Genomic DNA, 17286 nt, shown 5'->3' with positions numbered 1-17286 from the left:
AGTTAGATTATTTAAGAACCGGAAGGATTTTCTCTACGTCTGTATGAGGTCTCGGAATTACGTGTGTAGCTACAAGCTCTCCAAGTCTGGATGCTGCTGCGCTTCCGCTCTCTACTGCAGATTTAACTGCTCCTACATCTCCACGAACCATAACTGTTACAAGACCGGAACCGATCTTCTCTGTTCCTACCAGAGCAACGTTAGCTGCTTTACACATCTGGTCAGCTGCCTCGATAGCTGCTGTAAGTCCTCTTGTCTCAACCATTCCTAATGCTTCCTGTGTCATGATCATATCCTCCTTGTGGATTATAAATGCTTTATTTGTTCTGTTTACTTCTGACTATTTTGGTGCAGCAGTTATTTTTTGCTGCTGTTTTTGCTTTCCAGTGCTTCTTCCGGATTTTCCTGCTGTCTCTTTTTCCATCGGCTTGCACTCAGCTCAACCAGTTTGACGATTTCCTCGTGGGGATTGGCAATTACCGCATAGCTGGCAGGCTTCTTGATAGCCTGCTCTACTGCTGCATTGACAGCTGCTGTAACTGCTGATACATCGCCTTGTACGATCAGGGTCACCAGTCGTCCGCCCAGCTTACGCTCCCATGACGCCAGCTCAACGTCTGCCGTTTTGCACATGATGTCCAGGGCATTGATCGCCGCAACTACACCAGTGATTTCTATAAATCCATATGATTTTCCCATGAGCGAACTCCTTAACTAATTTCTATTCCTCTCAAAGCCTGAATCAGAGCTTTGGAAGGATTTTCTCTACGTCTGTATGAGGTCTCGGGATCACGTGTGTAGCTACAAGCTCTCCAAGTCTGGATGCTGCTGCGCTTCCGCTCTCTACTGCTGCTTTTACAGCGCCTACGTCTCCACGAACCATAACAGTTACAAGACCGGAACCGATCTTCTCTGTTCCTACCAGAGCAACCTCTGCTGCTTTTGTCATTGCATCTGCTGCCTCGATCGCAGCTGTGAGGCCTCTTGTCTCAACCATTCCTAATGCTTCCTGTGCCATGATTCTATCCTCCTGAATCCTATTCGTTACTTTTTTATCATATATGATTCCGTCACTTTTGTAAAGTGAACTTCGGAATCCTCTTAATCTTTATCCAGGGCGCTGATTTTCAGCATTTTCTGTGTACCTGGTTCCGGGTTGGGGATTATGTAATGCTGTACCACGCCTGTCATGCTCTCTGCGACTTTCATGCCGGCTTCTACCGCTGCTGTGACATCTGACACGCTTCCGCGGTACTTGATGCAGACAAGAAGCGGTACTGGCAGGCTGTCCGCATTCGCCGGTTTATTCTTATCGAATACCTCCAGGTGGACATTTGCAGCCTTGCACCCGGCGTCAGCTGCCACAAAGGCTGTCGCAAGTCCGAAGACCTCCAGAATTCCTACAGCTTCTGCCATGTTGCTTCTCCTTTCCCGTTAAGGTTATTTGTTAACAACCGCGATCTTAAGACCTGTCATTGACAGGTTCTTCTCAAGTGCCTCGTTGATCTCTTCCAGCGGATACTTGTCAGTGATCAGCTCAGACATTGGAAGTCCGATTGCTTTTGCTCTCTTAAGGAAATCAAATGTTGTTGCATAATCTCTGAGGTTGTATACCCAGGAACCAACAAGGTTGATCTCTTTGGAGCAGAGGTCGAAATGCGGGTTGATGGTTGCATCTCCACCGTTGATGAAGAATCCAAGCTCGCAGAGGCCGCCGCCGTTGCGGATGAATTTGTAGATATTGGAATGAGCATGAGGATTTCCGGTACACTGGAAAGCGAAATCTGCAAGATGTCCGCCCTGAGCCTCTTTCACAGCCTCAGTAAGTGCCTCAACACCCTTGAAGTTCATAAAGTTTACAGTTGTAGTTGCGCCCATTCTCTTGGCAAATTCAAGACGCTGCTCGTTTCCGTCTACTGCACAGATGTTGTGAACACCCATTGTATGAAGAACGGCGATACAGATCAGACCGATCGGTCCGCAGCCCTGAACAACAACTCTGCTGTTGAATTTCAGGATTCCTGTTGTTTTTGCTCTCTCTACTGCATGTACAAGTACTGCACATGGCTCGATGAGGATACGGGAATCAAGATCCAGATCACTTACATTGAAGAATGTGGAACCGAAGCTTCCGCCTCTGATGAAGATGTAATCAGCGAACCATCCGTTGAATTTAACATCATCGTCCGGAAGAAGTCCGTATACGTCAGCGCCACCTACGTTTTTCTTGTTGAGGTCGAACATTGTGATTTCCGGATCATCTTTGAAGATCATACATGTAACGATCTTATCTCCGACTTTAACCGGTTTACCGGCTGTATCAACCTTAACGTTTTTACCCATTTTTACGATCTCGCCGGTTCCCTCATGTCCGAGAACTACCGGAATAAGACCAAACGGGTCATTTTTGTACTCATGAGCATCTGTTCCGCAGACACCGCATCCCTCAACCTTAACAAGGATGTCGTCGTCACCGACTTCCGGAAGATCATACTCCTGAAGCTCAAAATGTTTCTTCTCTGTCATCATTGCCACTCTTGCTTTTTTAGGAATTGTATTTCCTGCCGGAGCAGCCGGAGTGCTTGCAGCAGCTGCTGCTGGAGCGTTTCCTGTCATGCCGGAGAGAACCTGTTTAACGATTTCTTCGATATTTACATTGTTCATATCCATGATTTATGTTCCTCCTGATCAACGAATGCAAAGGCTGTCTGTCATTACGCAGCGTCTTCTCTTTGTGAATGTGCTTGCGCTTGTAAGTCCCTCACCGGTACGGCTTGCAATGGTAAATGTACAGAAGCCTTCTCCACCGAATCCAAGTGCGGAATAGGACGGACCGTTCTTTACAAGGATCGCTGTGTCGATTGCTTTCGCATATTTTGTAATGTTATCAATATTCTTGGAATGAATATGTGCGGAATGACGGTTGCCATGCTCAAGCCATACAGCCTGCTCTACAGCGTCATCAAAATCCTTTGCTCTTACGATTCCGAGGATTGGCATCATAAGCTCTGTTGTGATAAGCGGATGCTCTTTCGGTCCCTCGAAGATAATGCAGCGGGTATTTGCCGGTGCCTGAACTCCGATCATGGAAAGAAGTGTCTTCGCATCACGTCCTACACATTTACGGTTCAGCTTGCCGCCTGCAAGTACAGTTTCAACAAGCTTATCCTGCTCTTCCTTGGATGCAAGGTAGCAGTCATTTTCTGTAAGCATGTAGTGCATTAACTCATCAACTACGGAAGATACTGCAACAACTTCCTTCTCTGCGATACATGGAAGGTTGTTATCGAATGTACATCCGTTTACGATATCCTGAGCTGCCTTACGGATATCAGCAGTAGCATCAACCAGTGCCGGCGGGTTTCCTGCTCCTGCACCGATTCCTCTCTTACCGGAGGAAAGAACTGCTGTTACAACACCAGGACCTCCTGTTGCTGCGATCAGATGGATATCTTTATGTTTCATCATAATATTGCTTGTCTCAAGAGTTGGTTTCTCAACTGTGACAGCGATATTATCCGGGCCGCCTGATTCCAGGGAAGCCTCATTTAAAAGATTGATTGCGTAAATAGAAGTTTTAACTGCTGCCGGATGTGGGTTGAATACTACTGTATTTCCGCCTGCCAGCATACCCATTGTGTTGCAGAGAACTGTTTCACTCGGGTTGGTACATGGTGTGATCGCGCCGATAACACCAAACGGTCCCATCTCGATCAGAGTCAGTCCTCTGTCTCCGGACCATGCAGTTGTTGTAATATCTTCTGTTCCAGGTGTCTTGTCTGCTACCAGGTGATGCTTCAGGATTTTATCTCCTACATTACCCATACCAGTTTCCTCAACACCCATACGTGCCAGTACTTCCGCATTTTCTTTGATCTTCTTGCGGATGCAGGTGATGATCTTTTCTCTCTGGTCCATAGGCATTGTCTTAACTACCAGCTGAGCCTTCTTGGCTGCTTCGATAGCATCATTCATATCCTTGAAAACGCCATGTTTTCCGGCCGGAGCATCTGCGATCTGCATTTTTGCCATAACTTCTTGTACAATTTCCTGTACCATATTCTCACTTATTGGCATGAGATGTCCTCCTTAATATTCCGTCAAAAAATTATTTCAGGCCAAGCTGAGCCATAACCTGTTTTGTGATCTGAGCTACAAGCTCTGCATCATTCTTTGCTGCGTCTGCTGCAGGAGCTGCATCTTTATCACAATCACAGTCTTTTCCAACGAAATCATACTGATATCCCGGGAACTGTTTGTAGTCCTCACTGTGGCATGCGCCGCCGCAGTTGTGGCAGTTCTTTCCATCTTTGTTCAGGCAGAGGTTTGCCGGATGTTTTCCAGGCATACCGAATTTACGACGGATTGCATAGAGTTTCTCGATGTTCTCTTTGTCGAATTCCTTCGGGCCGCCAAGAAGTTTGCTCTGATACAGAAGCTGTGCGTAGAACTCCACAGACTCCATCTTCATGTATGCAGCGTTAAGGTCTGTGCTCCATGTAAGTGCTCCGTGGTTCTCAAGAAGTACTGCATCGAAGTATGGAAGGTATTTCTCAAGGTTATCCGGAATCTCCATTGTAGAAGGTGTACCGTACTCAGCGATCGGAACGCATCCAAGAGCGATAACTGCCTCTGGCATGATCGGCTGTGTAAGCGGGATACCTGCGATTGCGAAAGATGTAGCGTAGATCGGATGAGCATGTACAACAGATCCTACGTCCGGTCTCTTCTCATATACTCTCATATGCATCTTGATCTCAGATGATGGTTTGAATCCCGGGTTAGCCTGGATTACATTACCCTTGCCATCTACTTTACAAATGAACTCTGGTGTCATGAATCCTTTGGATACACCAGTTGGTGTGCAAAGATATTCATTCTCTGCCACTTTAACGGAGAAGTTTCCGTCGTTAGCTGCAACCATGTTACGGTTGTAGATTCTCTTACCGATGTCGCAAAGCTGTTTTTTGATTTCAAACTCGTTTACCATGCTTAATTTCCTCCTTGAGCATTGGATTGCACTATTTTGTTTCTGAGAACATTTTACCCCATACCACAAAATAAGTCAAGGACAATCCGTTGTTTTATGTTGGTTTCTTGTTGTATTTTGTGTTGTTTTTATTGTTTTTTATATTTTCTGTTTGTAAAGGATCTTTTTTCTGTAATCCTGTATCTCTCAGCCGCCGATCTGGCAGTCCAGGCTGCATACCGCATGCACTGCATTCTTTAACATCTGCATATGTTCTGTTGTAGGCGGAAGGATTCCTTCCATTAAATAGGGTCTGCCAAGTCCTTCATATTTATCCTGCCCCAGTCTGTGGTACGGAAGAAGATGGATCTTGTTTACGCCCGGAAGGGATGCTGCAAATCTTGCGATCGCCTGGATCTCTTCCACAGAATCATTAAATGTGGGGATCACCGGAACACGGATCACCAGTCTGGTTTTTCCGTAGAGCGCAACCCTTCTTGCATTCTCCAGCATCAGTCCGTTGGCCCGTCCTGTGAACTCTTTATGTTTTTCCTGATCCATATGCTTGATATCCATCAGATATACATCCAGATAGGGAAGTACCTGTTCGATCTTTTCCCATGGGGCACAGGCCATACTTTCTACCGCTGTGTTGATTCCTCTCTCCTTTGCCGCGCGAAGAAGATCTCTGGAAAAGTCCGCCTGACACATACATTCCCCTCCGGAAAGGGTGATCCCGCCTCCGGAACGATAATAATAGGCACGGTCTTTTTCCACCTCTTCGATCGTCTCACGAACTGTCACGTCGCGGCCGATCACTTTATCTTCTCCCAGAACCTTCATGTTCTGGATCCGGTATTCCTGTGATTCCGGATTACAACACCAGCGGCAGCGAAGAACGCAGCCCTTCAGGAACACGATGGTACGGATACCCGGTCCATCGTGTACTGAATATTTCTGAATATCAAAGATCCTGCCCTTTGTATCCAAATAGTCCATTCGTTACTCCTTTAGAAGCCCTGCTCAGTACGTCTGATGATATCGTCCTGCAGAGATCTGGAAAGTGTAGTGAACAATGCGCTGTAGCCTGCAACACGTACAACCAGATGTTTGTACTTCTCCGGATGCTTCTGTGCATCCAGAAGTGTTTCTCTGTCAACAACGTTAAACTGCATATGCATACCCTTCTGATCAAAGTATCCGCGGATCAGTGCTACGAATTTCTCCAGTCCTTCTCTTCCTGCAAGTGCTGACGGATGGAATTTCTGATTAAACAGTGTTCCGTTGGATACGATAAAATGATCCAGGCGGGATACAGAAGTTGCCGCAGCTGTCGGTCCCTTCACATCCTTGCCGGCTGACGGGGAAACACCATCTGCTACCGGAGTATGTGCGTAACGGCCATCCGGTGTTGCACCGGTCTGTCCGCCAAGCGGAACATTTGCAGATACAGGATAAAGTCCTGCCTGATAATGTCCGCCTCTTGGGTTCATATATTTCTGAAGCGGCTTGGTGTAAGTATAAGCCACATCTCTTGCAAAATAATCCACATCCGGGATATCGTTTCCGAATTTCGGAACCTCCTCAATCATCTTGTGGATCTCTTCGAATCTTGCTTTCTTCTCAGGAGATGGCTCTGTTCCGAGAGCTGCTGTCATAACAGCTGTTGCTGTCTGCTCATTCACACGGATGCCATTCTCCTGGAGCTTCTTCATTACAACGGTAGTGATATCTGCCGCAGACTGTGCATCGATACCCTTGCCGTAGTTCCATGCCAGAGCCTCCTTCAGCTCTTCCATGGTCATCTTCTTTTCTTCATATACAAGCTTGCGGATCGCATACAGAGAATCTGCCATGTTTGCAATACCAAATCCCTGAGGGCCTGTGAAGTTATAAACAGCTCCGCCTTCCTGAACGGATTTGCCTCGTTTCAGGCAGTCATCCACCATACAGGAAAGGAATGGAAGCGGACATCTCTCCGCATGTGCCACATCAATGGCATTATCGGCATTTACAAGCAGGGAGATGAAATATTCCATCTGTTTCTTATATGCCTCATAGAACTCGTCAAAAGTCTTCATCTCTGTGACATCGCCGGTCTGAACACTGATCTTCACCCCTTTGTCCATACCATTGGAGAAAACCATCTCCAGCGGACGGCACATGTTAAAGAATGCAGCATCATGCCAGCCCTCTGTCTTACCTGCTTTCTGCGGTTCTACGCAGCCGATGATGTTATATTCTCTGGCATCTGCAAGAGAAAGGCCACGGTTCTGCAGTGCAGGAATGATAACCTCATCATTGTAATAAGCCGGAAGTCCGATTCCCGTTCTTGTAAGCTCTGCAGCCTTGATCAGGAATTCATGTGGTGATCCGTTCCATACTCTTACAGAAAGAGACGGTGCCGGAAGGTGCACATGCATAGACGCCTGGATGCACATAAAGGAGAGATCATTGGTCACATCCTCGCCATCCTTGTTCTGACCACCTGCGATCAGGTTCTGGAAAAGGCTGTAGCCTGCAAAGCCTTCTGCTGATGCAGCATCACGGCATTTATTCAGGTCGTTTAATTTTACCCATATGCAGTCCATCAGTTCCTGGGCAAATTCTCTGGTAAGATTGCCTGCTTCCATATCACTCTTGTAATATGGATACATATACTGGTCAAAACGTCCCGGAGAAATAGAATGTCCGCTGCTTTCCATCTGGATCAGCTGCTGCACAAACCAGAAGGACTGGCACGCCTCATAGAAGTTACGGGCGCCCTTCGCCGGTACGCGTGTACAATTGGATGCGATCTGAAGGAGTTCCTGTTTTCTGGTCGGATCCTGACACTGATATGCCATCTGCTCTGCGAGCTCGGCATAGCGATGTGCATAGTCAATAACTGCCTGACAGCTCATGATAACTGCTTCCAGGAAACGGGATTTCTTTGCGTAATCACCATCTCCTACATTACACTCATCCAGTTCCTTCTGAGCTTTGGCAATGATCCCTTCATAACCGATCGCCAGAACTTCTTCATATTTAACGGTTACGTGTCCTACACCATTGTAGAAATAGTTTCCGGGTGTAAAAATATTGTGGTCAATGGCAAGAATCGCTTCCGGTGCCATGTAGGAGGTTGCAAGCTCACTGGTAGTCTTGCCTTTCCAGTATTTATGTACCTCACGGAGCTCCGCCTTGGTTTCCTCCGCAATATAAAATGGATCGGCTGTTCTGGTAGCCACTGTATCCAGCTCATCCTCCAGCCACTGGAAAGAATACTCCGGAAACGTCTGACAGCCTCTCGGCGCCAAAGTGCTGCTTCCGACGATCAGCTCCTCATCACGGATGATGATCGGAATGTTGTGCAGGATGTGGGCAAATGCCTTGGCTCTGCGGGTGATGATCGGCTCGTCTTCTGTTGCTTTGTAAGACTCTGTGATCAGTTTTGCTCTGGCGGATTCGATCACCGGCATCTTTGCATAAAGATTATCTACAAGATGTGTGATCCTGTCTGTTTTCGGAACATTTGCTATATGAAATTTCTCCATGATTCTCCTTTCTCATAACCGGTTGTTTCTGGTGATCTGTCTGCCTCTGCGCTTCCAGAACCGCTCCTGTCCGGCTATGTGCTCATGTAGTTTTATTATACCTTACCCCTACTTCGATGTCAACGAAATCCAACATGTGTTTCTAGCTGTTTTTGTGGTTTTTATCGGTTGCGTCCTGTTGATTTTATTTGTTTTTTGTATTTTTATGTTTTTCTCTATTGACTTTGTTTTTCTGCTCTGCCATACTTGGATTTATATAGGAATTCCTTTGTTTTTCAGAAAAAATTTATGCAAAGCGGACATTCGTATTCCGCTCTGCCACATGTTCTCAAACAGTAAAAGAGGTGTATTTTTATGTATCTTTCTGATATGCATACCCACTCCATCGCCAGTGGTCACGGCACGGAATGTACCATCACAAACATGGCACGCGCAGCTGCCGAGAAAGGTCTCCGGCTTCTCGGGATCACGGATCACGGTCCCGGCACTCTGGCAGCCGGAACTTCCTCCTATTTCCGCAGCCTTACCTATTCTCCCAAAAAACATTTCGGTGTAGAATTACTCTACGGAATTGAACTGAATATCCTTGACCGCAGCGGAACGGTAGATTTAGATCAGGAATTATTACGTAAACTTGATTACGCCATTGCCAGCATGCATGCCTGGAATTACCGCTGCGGTACCAGAGCCGAAAACACAGAAGCTTATATCAATGTAATGAAAAACCCCTGTGTAAAGATCCTCGGACATAGTGATAACACTCATTACCCGGTTAATTATGATGCGCTTGCAAGGGCTGCCAGGGAAACCGGCACGATCTTTGAGATCAACGAAGCTTCTCTTGCACCTTATGGCTATCGTGGCGACACAAGAGAAAACTGTTTCGAGATCCTTCGATGCTGCCGCAAATATGATCTGCCGCTGCTTCTTTCCAGTGACAGCCATGGCCCGGAGCATATCGGAGATTTTACCTGTGCCGCTGAGTTTGTTCATCAGGCCATGTTCCCGGAACAGCTGATTCTCAACAACCAGATTCCCAGACTCAAGGTTTTTCTCCAAACCAGAGAATGATCTTCTGTATCTTTTCCGCCAGATAACAGATATTGTCCCCCCAAACAAAACAGGCCAGTTCAAACACAGGAATATACATTTTCCTGTATCTGAACTGGCCTGTTTTTTATTTTTCCCGCTGCTTCCGTACAATTTCCGCAAGCTCGCTATATTTACCTGTAACATATCCGAAATTTTCTCTTCTGTGAGGAAGCTTGCATTCGGTGCAGTCTTTGATCCCGCTTTCCGTAAAGTGGAAATTACCACCACATTTATCTCCCAGTGCATATAAAGGACAATAACAGAACAGACAATTGAAGTTCTCCGGATCTGCTCCTTTATGGCACGGAAAATACTCACAGTTTTTGTGGCTGAAGTAAGAGTATTCTTTGCCTTCCCAGTATGGTTTCTCCATGGCTCTTTTCTCCTCTCCTGACATAACCACACATAATTTTTTCCTATAAAAAAGAGGTAGCGATGCCACCCCGGGGTAGAAATATAATCCGTTCATGAGTGCGCGGAGGGAACGAATGTATCCGGAGTAGTATCGCCTGCCATTTAATCATGTATAATTCATATGAACAGGCGCATTCCATAAAAAATGCCTACTCTCGTAAAAAAGTAGACAACGTCCCAGGGGTGCGGAGTCCCTGAAATGGTTGTTACACTTTACACGGAAGTTTAACCTCGCCATAACAAGCAGGTTTCCTGGCTCCGGGATCATGGCTCCTCTCTCCTTCTCATACATACGTACAATGGACTATGAGATTCGCTCCGCCGTTACAGTGACCGGATCGCTCAGGTTTCACACCTGATTCCCTTTTCTGTGGACTTCTGATAATCAATATATAACTGTCAGCTATCCTCAGCACTTGCTATGTTCAATATGGAATTATACTGACATTATAATAACATCCTGTTAATTATATGTCAATACTGTTTTCAATATTTATACATTTTTGAGCATATTTTGTTACTGTTCACTCCGTTTCATGGGTTTTCAATATTTTTTTCCGACGTCAAAAACAGCCCGACAAACTGCTGTCGGGCTGCTGTATTTTTATTTTCTGTTGTACGTTCTTATTATACAAGACGTCTTACAGATACAATTGTTCTGTATGTAGCATCATTGCTGATCTTGATCCCGTCCTGAGAGTTCGATGCATGAACGATCTGGCCATTACCCATGTAAATAGCCACGTGTCCGCCATAGCAGATCAGATCTCCCGGCTGTGCATCTGCATAGGATACTTCTGTACCTGCATTCTGCTGCTCATAGGAGGTTCTCGGGAGGCTGACTCCGAAGTTCGCATAGACGCTCTGTACAAATCCGGAGCAGTCTGCACCATTGGTAAGGCTTGTTCCGCCCCATACGTAAGGATTTCCCACAAACTGTGTGGCATAATTCACAACAGAAGATCCGGAGCCACTGCCGTAAGAAGAACTGTCACTGTCGGAAGATGTATCCGCTTCAGCAGAAGTGTCCTCTGCACTTTCTTCAGATGCATCTGTGCTGTTATCGTAATCTGCGTCTGCATTATCCTCTGTATTCTCAGTATCCTCGGACGCATCATCATTCTCACCATTGTCTGCATCTTCATCCACATCCCCGGTGTCATCTTCTGCAGTATCCTCATCTGCATTCTCGATCACGTCGCCGTCCTCATCGTGCTGTACGTCTTCGCTCGCGTCCGCCTCATCCTGCTGTGCTTCCTGCTCTGCCTGGCGTCTTGCTTCCTCTTCTGCCTCAGCCTGTGCTCTCGCTGCTGCTTCAGCCTCGGCCTGACGTCTTGCTTCTTCCTCTGCCGCAATACGCTCAGCCTCTAATCTCTGAAGCTCTGCAGTCTGCTCGGCAAGAAGGTTTGCATAATCTGTAGCCTGCTGCTGTGCGTAGGCGATCTCATTATCATAATCTGCGGATGTGGCACGCTTCTCATCCAGCTGTGCCTGCAGGTTCTGGGACTCTGCCTCATATTCCTGCTTCATTCCCTCCAGCTCTGCCTTCTCCTGTGTGTACTGTGTCTCCAGGTTTGCCACCTGCTGGATCGTATTGGAATATTTTTCAAGACTCTTACGGTCCTGCTCATAAGTCTTCTGTGTGTACTCTGCTCTTGTAAGAAGGTCAGACAGGTTCTCTGCATTCAGCATCATCTGGAACCATGCATCGTCTCCACCCTTCTCATAGAGATACTGGATACGTTTCTTCATTGCCTCATACTGTTTCTGCTTGGCATTTTTGGCCTTCTCAAGGTTGGTCTGTGTAGATGCAATGTCGGCTTCCTTATTGGAGATATCTCCCTCCAGTGTCTGGATCGAAACCATCACGTTTACAAGATTGGCATCAAGAGTTGAAATCTCGCCTTCAATCTGTGACTTCTGTGAGGAAAGCTCATCCAATCTGGAATAAGTCGCATTCAGCTGTTCGTTGGTCGCATCCATCTCCTGCTGAAGTGCTGCCTCATCTTCTCTTGTTGCGCTTACGCTGACTACCTGTGCTCCGCTGATGATGAGCGCCAGTGTCAGACATAATATCCTTTTCTTCATGACTGTTCACCCTCGCAATCTGATTCTAAATTAATACAGCGGATCTGACCATCCGCTTCGTTGGTTTCTTTGTAATACTTTTGCAATATCTTGTTTCAATCTTTTTATATATTAACACAGTGTTATTTGGATTGCAAGGATTTTCTGTTAATTACTTTAAAATTTTGTAACATTTATTAATAATTTTGACATTAAGAAAGGAGAACCCGGGTTATCTCAGATTCTCCTCTCACGTTTCTTATTGCTATTTGTTACATATAAATTTCTTTCAGCATATCCTGATCAGAAAAGATCTGCAAGGATCTGATTGGCTGTCTTGTTCAGATATCCGTTGGGATCGGAAAGAGTTCTTCTGTTCCATCTGAAGTATGCACCGTTTCGGATATAGTTACCACTGGATTCATGATAATCATATTTGCTGACTCCAGGATACCTGGACATGTAAGTTTCTGCCAGCTTGATTGCCTGGCTTCCGTAAGTTCCGCTTGGTGTCGGTGTTCCGGAAATCTGTACGCCGGCATTCGGTGTACAGTGGAGGATCACGACACTCTTATCGGAACACTGCCCGAGAACGATCCAGGTATGTCCGCTGTTGTATCCGATATCCCCAGGATAAAGCTTCCAGTTTGAGCTTGCCAGCTGAGCCTGGGAAACAACGGTACCCATTCCCTTGCCGGAATACAAAGATCCAAGATTTCCGGAAACATCCGTGTACATAGGTCCACCGGATCTGCTCTGCATGATCTGATATACAGACCATCCTACAAAGCCGGAGCAGTCAAGTCCCTTCTGCTCTGTAGATTCGCTGAGATCCATATAATATCTGTAATTATAGGAGCCGGAATTGCTGTCATACCACTGTTTCCATTTTGGACTGACGCCCTTTCTGGTCGCATCTGACCAGTTGTGACCGCCGCCCCATACGTAAAGAGTCTTTCCTACCGGAAGCAGTGCATTGGCGAGGAAATTCTTGATGGTCCTGGAGCTTGTAGCTGTAGTAGTGCTTGGATTTGTATCCAGGACACCGTTGCTGCCAAATGTATACTTCTTACCATCGATCGTCTTCGTCCCCGTAGCCATGACACCGGTTGACGGGTCGAAATAATATTTATATCCTTTTTTTGAATTTGTGACCCATCCGGTAGCCATCACACCACTCTTGCTGTAAAAATAATAGGTATCGCTGCCGATCTTCTTGAAGCCCTTATACATAGCTCCCGTGTTTGGATCAAAATAGCGCTTCTGCTGTTTTTTATTTGTTGCCCAGCCCTTTGCCATAAAGCATTTGCTGGTAAAATATCTGGTCACATTCTGCTTATCTGTGAGGAATACGCTTCTTGCAGCAGCACCACTACCGCTGTAGAAATAATATTTCTTATTGTTGATCGTTGCCCATTTCGTTGTCATATATCCGCTGGTGGGATTAAAATAGCGGGTATTGTTCTCTCTGTCTGTAAGCCAGCCTGTTGCCATATAGCCCTTGACACCGTTAACATTATAAAAATATCGTTTGCCCTTGGAATCCTTAGCCCAGCGCTTCATCTGCACGCCTGTGGATTTATTAAAAAAATATTTCTTCCCGTTCAGTGTAAGCCAGCCTTTTACCTTCTGGCCATTCTGATAATAATAGGATTTTCCTTTTTCGGTCTTAAAGCCGTTCTTGGCCGCAGCTTGTACATCGGTTGCCGTTGTATGTACAGTTGCTCCGGCTGCAAAGAACATCAGAACAAAAAAAAGTCCCCAGAGTTTCCATTTTCTGCTTAATTTTCGCATACATACCTTCCTTTGATAGATAGATCATTGATATTTACTATTTCTTAAGTCCGGCTGATCGTAAACATTACAATTCTGTTACAATTTTACGTCCATATTATATAACATTCTTTACTGTCCGTCAACTCTTTCCTTTTCTTTCAGAAAAATCATCATCCAGGTATTACCAATGTTGATTTTATACAGAAAAAATCCCCGAAACATCAGAAATATTCACTGATGCTCCGGAGATATGATCTTTTATGCAGTTTTGCTCCTGTCTGTTACAGATCCTTACAGGAATTTTTTGCGAAGCTCTGCTCCGTCCAGGGCGCTTAAATATGCAGGTGCAACATCAAATACGGTCTTGCAGCCCTTCTGTCCTTCCTGATTCATGCGGTATGCAGCTCTTGCATAGGCAACGATCACAGAAGATGTGAACTCAGGATTGGAATCCAGCTTCAGGCTGTACTCGATCACATGGCTGTTCTCATTGTTCCAGCCTGTCTTTCCGCTGCGGATCACAAAACCGCCGTGCGGGATACCGCTGTGGTCACGATCCAGCTCTTCCTGGGAAATGAAATGTACCGTTGTATCATACTCGTCAAAGTAATTCGGCATGGTCTTGATCTCTTCCTCGATACGTGCAAGATCAGCACCTTCCTCAGCAACTACGAAGCACTCTCTTGTATGTTTCTGGCGTGTGGTAAGCTCCGGATTTTCTCCGTTTCTTACTGCCTCAAGTGCAGCTTCTACCGGAATGGTGTACTGCTTTGCATCCTTTACGCCTTTGATGCGGCGGACAGCATCAGAATGTCCCTGGCTGACACCCTTGCCCCAGAAAGTGTAGTCGTTTCCATTTGTAAGGATCGCATTTGCATACATACGGTTCAGAGAAAACATTCCCGGATCCCAGCCTACGGAAATGATTCCTACATGTCCACTCTCTGCTGCTGCCTTGTCAACATTTGCAAAATGCTCCGGGATTTTCTTATGTGTATCAAAGCTGTCCACAACATTGAAATATTTTACATACTCCGGTGTCTGAACAGGAAGGTCTGTCGCACTTCCTCCACAGATGATCAGGACATCGATCGCATCCTTCAGCTTCTCCGCATCTTTTACAGAATAAACCTTTGCGGTCTCTGTAAGGATCTTTACAGTCTCCGGATCACGTCTGGTAAATACTGCAACCAGCTCTGTATCCGGATTATGCTTGATGGCGCACTCCACGCCGCGTCCCAGGTTTCCGTAACCTAAAATACCAATTCTTATACTCATAACGATTTCCTCCTCTTTTTCTCTGCAGTATGACATTTTCCGGACAGCACTGTGAATTTCTGTCAGAAAAATCCCTCTGCGATCTATATCGCAAAACGGATCTGACTGATCCGCCTTACAATCATATGGACATGCTGCCCCGGGATATTCCGATTCTCAATTCCGGGATATCGATGACCGCTTTGTTCCTGCATCAGCAGCAGAAAAAGCCGCCCGGCCAGCACATGAAACAAGCCATGGTCCTGCAGCAGGCATCACACATATCTCCTCCTGCGGTCGGCATTCCCCCAAAGGGATCCTGCCGCTGCTGATACCAGCCGCCACCGCCTTCCATTCTCTGGAGCAGCATACGGTACTGCATATTATCCGGTTCCTGACGGACTGCTTCACGGATCTGATCCAGAGCTGTTACATTATTTCCCATTCCCATATTTGCCATAGCAGCCAGGTAATACCATTCCCCATTTTTCTGACCAAGAGAATCCAGTACATTCATAGCTTCCTGAAAGTGGCCGCTCTGCACATAATTGGCGGCCGCCCTTCTGCGCATACTTTCCTCATCCTGATAGGTACTGGAACCGGCATTTCCGTAATTTCCAAAACCACCGTAATTTCCGTAACCGCCATAACCATTCTGGGAACTGCTTCCGTACTCACGCTCTTTCATGATCTGCTCGTAAGCCTGCTGCACTTCTTTGAATTTTTCTTCGGCCTGATCCTTATTCGGATTATTGATATTGGCATCCGGGTGATACTTTCGGCTCAGCTTCCGGTATGCCTTTTTTATTTCATCATCAGATGCGTTTCTGGGAACTCCCAGCACGCTGTATGGATCTAACATTTTTTCTCTTTCTCCCGTTCTTCCCTGCGCTTCTGTCCGATTGCCGCAAAACGGCACCAGACGCCGGAATATAAAATATTTCGAAGGATATCTCCGTATCGGAGGATCGGCAGCTTTTCAAATTCTCTGCAGCATTCTGCAAGCATCATCATAAGAAGCCGACGTACCTCTTCCTCGAACCCTTCTATCTTATATTTTTCAAGGAAAGGATTGTAATTTCCGTTTTCTGTGTCTTTTTCCACATCATCATAAGCATCCAGGATGTAGATAAATTTTCCGAGATAAAATCCCAGACGGCGCAGGGACGATTCCCAGACATCCTTACGGAAGGCCAGAATCTCTTCCATGATACGTCCGGAACACCCGGCTACACGGTCCACATCGGTTTCCCCCTGTTTTTCCAGGGAAGAAAGCTCCTCCAGTGCGTTTCGGATCCTTTGGATCTTTTCCGGATAAGCGGACATATGCATATTTCCGCAATTCTTCAGAATTCCTGCATATGCATAGTGCAGTGGTTTATGTTCATCCCGCCAGTCATCCATACATTTATAATAGGTAAGGATCACATTCATATCCGCACAGTACTCAGTTACTGTATTTTTACGTACCGGCTGGGGCTTCAGCGGATGGGCCACACACCTGGAGGTTCCCTTCTTCGTTGGCGGTTCATAAAGAGCGCTTAAAAGAAGGACCACAAATGTCATATCATAAGTCAGTGAGATCTGTCCCGGTATCCCGTATCTCTCCCGCAATTCTCTGCAAAGGCCGCAGTAAAAAGAACGGTACACATCAAAATCCTTGAATTTTATTTCCGGTTTATTAACGGTCACATATCCGAACATGTCAGCTCCTTTTTACGAATTTTGTGTGGCATTTCGGACATTCGATCTCGATCTTGCCCTTTCCCTTTGGAATACGTATCTTCTGTCCGCAGCTCGGACAGCTGTAGATGTGATGGGTCTTTCTCTGCTTCATCAGATCCTTTTCTTTATTAAAGCGAAAACGGAACTTTGACGTCATCTGAAGGAATTTCTGATTTTCGGCATAACGCTGCTGGATATTTCTGGAAAAAATACGTATATATGCATATACGATCGCTGCGACCCCGAGAATGTCAAGGGTGCTGCCGACAGTTCTGCTGAATATATTGGCAAACATTGCCAGAATGATCAGAACCAGTGCGACTCCCATGGTGAACCTGGAAAGATCATCCACTCCATAACGTCCCTGCATAAATTTATTGAATTTGTCTCTCATATGATCTGCATCTCCTTTTCACTGCCAGACGGCACTGCCCAAAAATTTCCGTAAAA

General features: G+C 46.0%; 17 protein-coding genes and 1 riboswitch. Of the genes, 1 reads left to right on the top strand and 16 read right to left on the bottom strand.

Annotation, left to right across the window (positions count from 1 at the left end; all coding sequences use genetic code 11):
* Positions 1 to 7 precede the first annotated feature (7 nt).
* From V9W66_RS13900 to V9W66_RS13860, 9 genes are all read right to left on the bottom strand, one after another.
* Positions 8 to 286, bottom strand: a complete 279-nt coding sequence (locus V9W66_RS13900) for a BMC domain-containing protein (RefSeq protein WP_005427721.1) — start codon at positions 284 to 286, stop codon at positions 8 to 10.
* A gap of 71 nt (positions 287 to 357) precedes the next feature.
* The gene (locus V9W66_RS13895) at positions 358 to 699 is read right to left on the bottom strand and encodes a BMC domain-containing protein (RefSeq protein WP_118368606.1); all 342 of its coding nucleotides are present in this window, start codon (positions 697 to 699) and stop codon (positions 358 to 360) included.
* A gap of 43 nt (positions 700 to 742) precedes the next feature.
* The gene (gene pduA, locus V9W66_RS13890; RefSeq protein WP_015525952.1) at positions 743 to 1018 is read right to left on the bottom strand and encodes a propanediol utilization microcompartment protein PduA; all 276 of its coding nucleotides are present in this window, start codon (positions 1016 to 1018) and stop codon (positions 743 to 745) included.
* An 83-nt stretch (positions 1019 to 1101) separates the two neighbouring features.
* On the bottom strand, positions 1102 to 1416 hold the full coding sequence (locus V9W66_RS13885; protein ID WP_015525953.1) for a BMC domain-containing protein: 315 nt from the start codon (positions 1414 to 1416) through the stop codon (positions 1102 to 1104).
* Between the two features lie 24 nt (positions 1417 to 1440).
* Positions 1441 to 2670, bottom strand: a complete 1230-nt coding sequence (locus tag V9W66_RS13880) for a zinc-binding dehydrogenase (protein ID WP_144092302.1) — start codon at positions 2668 to 2670, stop codon at positions 1441 to 1443.
* Positions 2671 to 2688: 18 nt separating this feature from the next.
* Entirely contained in the window at positions 2689 to 4077 is a 1389-nt protein-coding gene (locus V9W66_RS13875) for an aldehyde dehydrogenase family protein (protein ID WP_144092300.1), read from the bottom strand.
* Positions 4078 to 4108: 31 nt separating this feature from the next.
* Positions 4109 to 4990 carry a class II aldolase/adducin family protein gene (locus V9W66_RS13870; protein ID WP_144092298.1) on the bottom strand — a complete coding sequence of 294 codons (882 nt, stop codon included), beginning with the start codon at positions 4988 to 4990 and terminating at the stop codon, positions 4109 to 4111.
* 186 nt (positions 4991 to 5176) lie between these two features.
* On the bottom strand, positions 5177 to 5968 hold the full coding sequence (locus tag V9W66_RS13865) for a glycyl-radical enzyme activating protein (RefSeq protein ID WP_144092296.1): 792 nt from the start codon (positions 5966 to 5968) through the stop codon (positions 5177 to 5179).
* A gap of 11 nt (positions 5969 to 5979) precedes the next feature.
* Complete coding sequence (locus V9W66_RS13860; protein WP_144092294.1) at positions 5980 to 8505, bottom strand: glycyl radical protein; 2526 nt, start codon at positions 8503 to 8505, stop codon at positions 5980 to 5982.
* 354 nt (positions 8506 to 8859) lie between these two features.
* Here V9W66_RS13860 and V9W66_RS13855 point away from each other — a divergent pair, with 354 nt between their 5' ends.
* Entirely contained in the window at positions 8860 to 9576 is a 717-nt protein-coding gene (locus V9W66_RS13855) for a phosphatase (RefSeq protein WP_144092292.1), read from the top strand.
* Positions 9577 to 9682: 106 nt separating this feature from the next.
* Here the strand turns inward: V9W66_RS13855 and V9W66_RS13850 are convergent, their stop codons facing one another.
* The 7 genes from V9W66_RS13850 to V9W66_RS13820 form a co-directional block, all read right to left on the bottom strand.
* Complete coding sequence (locus V9W66_RS13850) at positions 9683 to 9970, bottom strand: cysteine-rich small domain-containing protein (protein WP_186289965.1); 288 nt, start codon at positions 9968 to 9970, stop codon at positions 9683 to 9685.
* 266 nt (positions 9971 to 10236) lie between these two features.
* A riboswitch (cobalamin riboswitch) is annotated at positions 10237 to 10406 on the bottom strand.
* 232 nt (positions 10407 to 10638) lie between these two features.
* Positions 10639 to 12099, bottom strand: a complete 1461-nt coding sequence (locus tag V9W66_RS13845) for a C40 family peptidase (protein ID WP_144092290.1) — start codon at positions 12097 to 12099, stop codon at positions 10639 to 10641.
* Positions 12100 to 12381: 282 nt separating this feature from the next.
* The gene (locus tag V9W66_RS13840) at positions 12382 to 13872 is read right to left on the bottom strand and encodes an N-acetylmuramoyl-L-alanine amidase family protein (RefSeq protein WP_144092288.1); all 1491 of its coding nucleotides are present in this window, start codon (positions 13870 to 13872) and stop codon (positions 12382 to 12384) included.
* Between the two features lie 273 nt (positions 13873 to 14145).
* Positions 14146 to 15132, bottom strand: a complete 987-nt coding sequence (locus V9W66_RS13835) for a diaminopimelate dehydrogenase (RefSeq protein ID WP_144092286.1) — start codon at positions 15130 to 15132, stop codon at positions 14146 to 14148.
* Between the two features lie 193 nt (positions 15133 to 15325).
* Positions 15326 to 15973, bottom strand: coding sequence for a J domain-containing protein (locus V9W66_RS13830; RefSeq protein WP_144092284.1), 648 nt, complete (start codon positions 15971 to 15973; stop codon positions 15326 to 15328).
* Complete coding sequence (locus tag V9W66_RS13825) at positions 15967 to 16815, bottom strand: DUF5685 family protein (protein ID WP_144092282.1); 849 nt, start codon at positions 16813 to 16815, stop codon at positions 15967 to 15969. The genes V9W66_RS13830 and V9W66_RS13825 overlap by 7 nt, the downstream gene beginning before the upstream one ends.
* Before the next feature lies 1 nt (position 16816).
* Positions 16817 to 17230 (bottom strand): hypothetical protein, encoded by a 414-nt coding sequence (locus tag V9W66_RS13820; protein WP_144092280.1) that lies wholly within the window; start codon positions 17228 to 17230, stop codon positions 16817 to 16819.
* Between the last annotated feature and the right edge of the window lie 56 nt (positions 17231 to 17286).

Origin of the sequence: Blautia massiliensis (ex Durand et al. 2017), from assembly GCF_051861785.1 — a bacterium.
GTDB classification, from domain to species: Bacteria; Bacillota; Clostridia; order Lachnospirales; family Lachnospiraceae; genus Blautia_A; species Blautia_A luti_A.
The sequence above is the reverse complement of the archived record's forward strand: the minus strand, read 5'-3'. Positions and strand labels throughout refer to the sequence as shown.

What these genes read in the sequence shown, in the direction of transcription:
- V9W66_RS13900 (WP_005427721.1), bottom strand. Translation starts at nt 286, where the DNA reads ATGACACAGGAAGCATTAGGAATGGTTGAGACAAGAGGACTTACAGCA.
- V9W66_RS13895 (WP_118368606.1), bottom strand. Translation starts at nt 699, where the DNA reads ATGGGAAAATCATATGGATTTATAGAAATCACTGGTGTAGTTGCGGCG.
- pduA (WP_015525952.1), bottom strand. Translation starts at nt 1,018, where the DNA reads ATGGCACAGGAAGCATTAGGAATGGTTGAGACAAGAGGCCTCACAGCT.
- V9W66_RS13885 (WP_015525953.1), bottom strand. Translation starts at nt 1,416, where the DNA reads ATGGCAGAAGCTGTAGGAATTCTGGAGGTCTTCGGACTTGCGACAGCC.
- V9W66_RS13880 (WP_144092302.1), bottom strand. Translation starts at nt 2,670, where the DNA reads ATGGATATGAACAATGTAAATATCGAAGAAATCGTTAAACAGGTTCTC.
- V9W66_RS13875 (WP_144092300.1), bottom strand. Translation starts at nt 4,077, where the DNA reads ATGCCAATAAGTGAGAATATGGTACAGGAAATTGTACAAGAAGTTATG.
- V9W66_RS13870 (WP_144092298.1), bottom strand. Translation starts at nt 4,990, where the DNA reads ATGGTAAACGAGTTTGAAATCAAAAAACAGCTTTGCGACATCGGTAAG.
- V9W66_RS13865 (WP_144092296.1), bottom strand. Translation starts at nt 5,968, where the DNA reads ATGGACTATTTGGATACAAAGGGCAGGATCTTTGATATTCAGAAATAT.
- V9W66_RS13860 (WP_144092294.1), bottom strand. Translation starts at nt 8,505, where the DNA reads ATGGAGAAATTTCATATAGCAAATGTTCCGAAAACAGACAGGATCACA.
- V9W66_RS13855 (WP_144092292.1), top strand. Translation starts at nt 8,860, where the DNA reads ATGTATCTTTCTGATATGCATACCCACTCCATCGCCAGTGGTCACGGC.
- V9W66_RS13850 (WP_186289965.1), bottom strand. Translation starts at nt 9,970, where the DNA reads ATGGAGAAACCATACTGGGAAGGCAAAGAATACTCTTACTTCAGCCAC.
- V9W66_RS13845 (WP_144092290.1), bottom strand. Translation starts at nt 12,099, where the DNA reads ATGAAGAAAAGGATATTATGTCTGACACTGGCGCTCATCATCAGCGGA.
- V9W66_RS13840 (WP_144092288.1), bottom strand. Translation starts at nt 13,872, where the DNA reads ATGCGAAAATTAAGCAGAAAATGGAAACTCTGGGGACTTTTTTTTGTT.
- V9W66_RS13835 (WP_144092286.1), bottom strand. Translation starts at nt 15,132, where the DNA reads ATGAGTATAAGAATTGGTATTTTAGGTTACGGAAACCTGGGACGCGGC.
- V9W66_RS13830 (WP_144092284.1), bottom strand. Translation starts at nt 15,973, where the DNA reads ATGTTAGATCCATACAGCGTGCTGGGAGTTCCCAGAAACGCATCTGAT.
- V9W66_RS13825 (WP_144092282.1), bottom strand. Translation starts at nt 16,815, where the DNA reads ATGTTCGGATATGTGACCGTTAATAAACCGGAAATAAAATTCAAGGAT.
- V9W66_RS13820 (WP_144092280.1), bottom strand. Translation starts at nt 17,230, where the DNA reads ATGAGAGACAAATTCAATAAATTTATGCAGGGACGTTATGGAGTGGAT.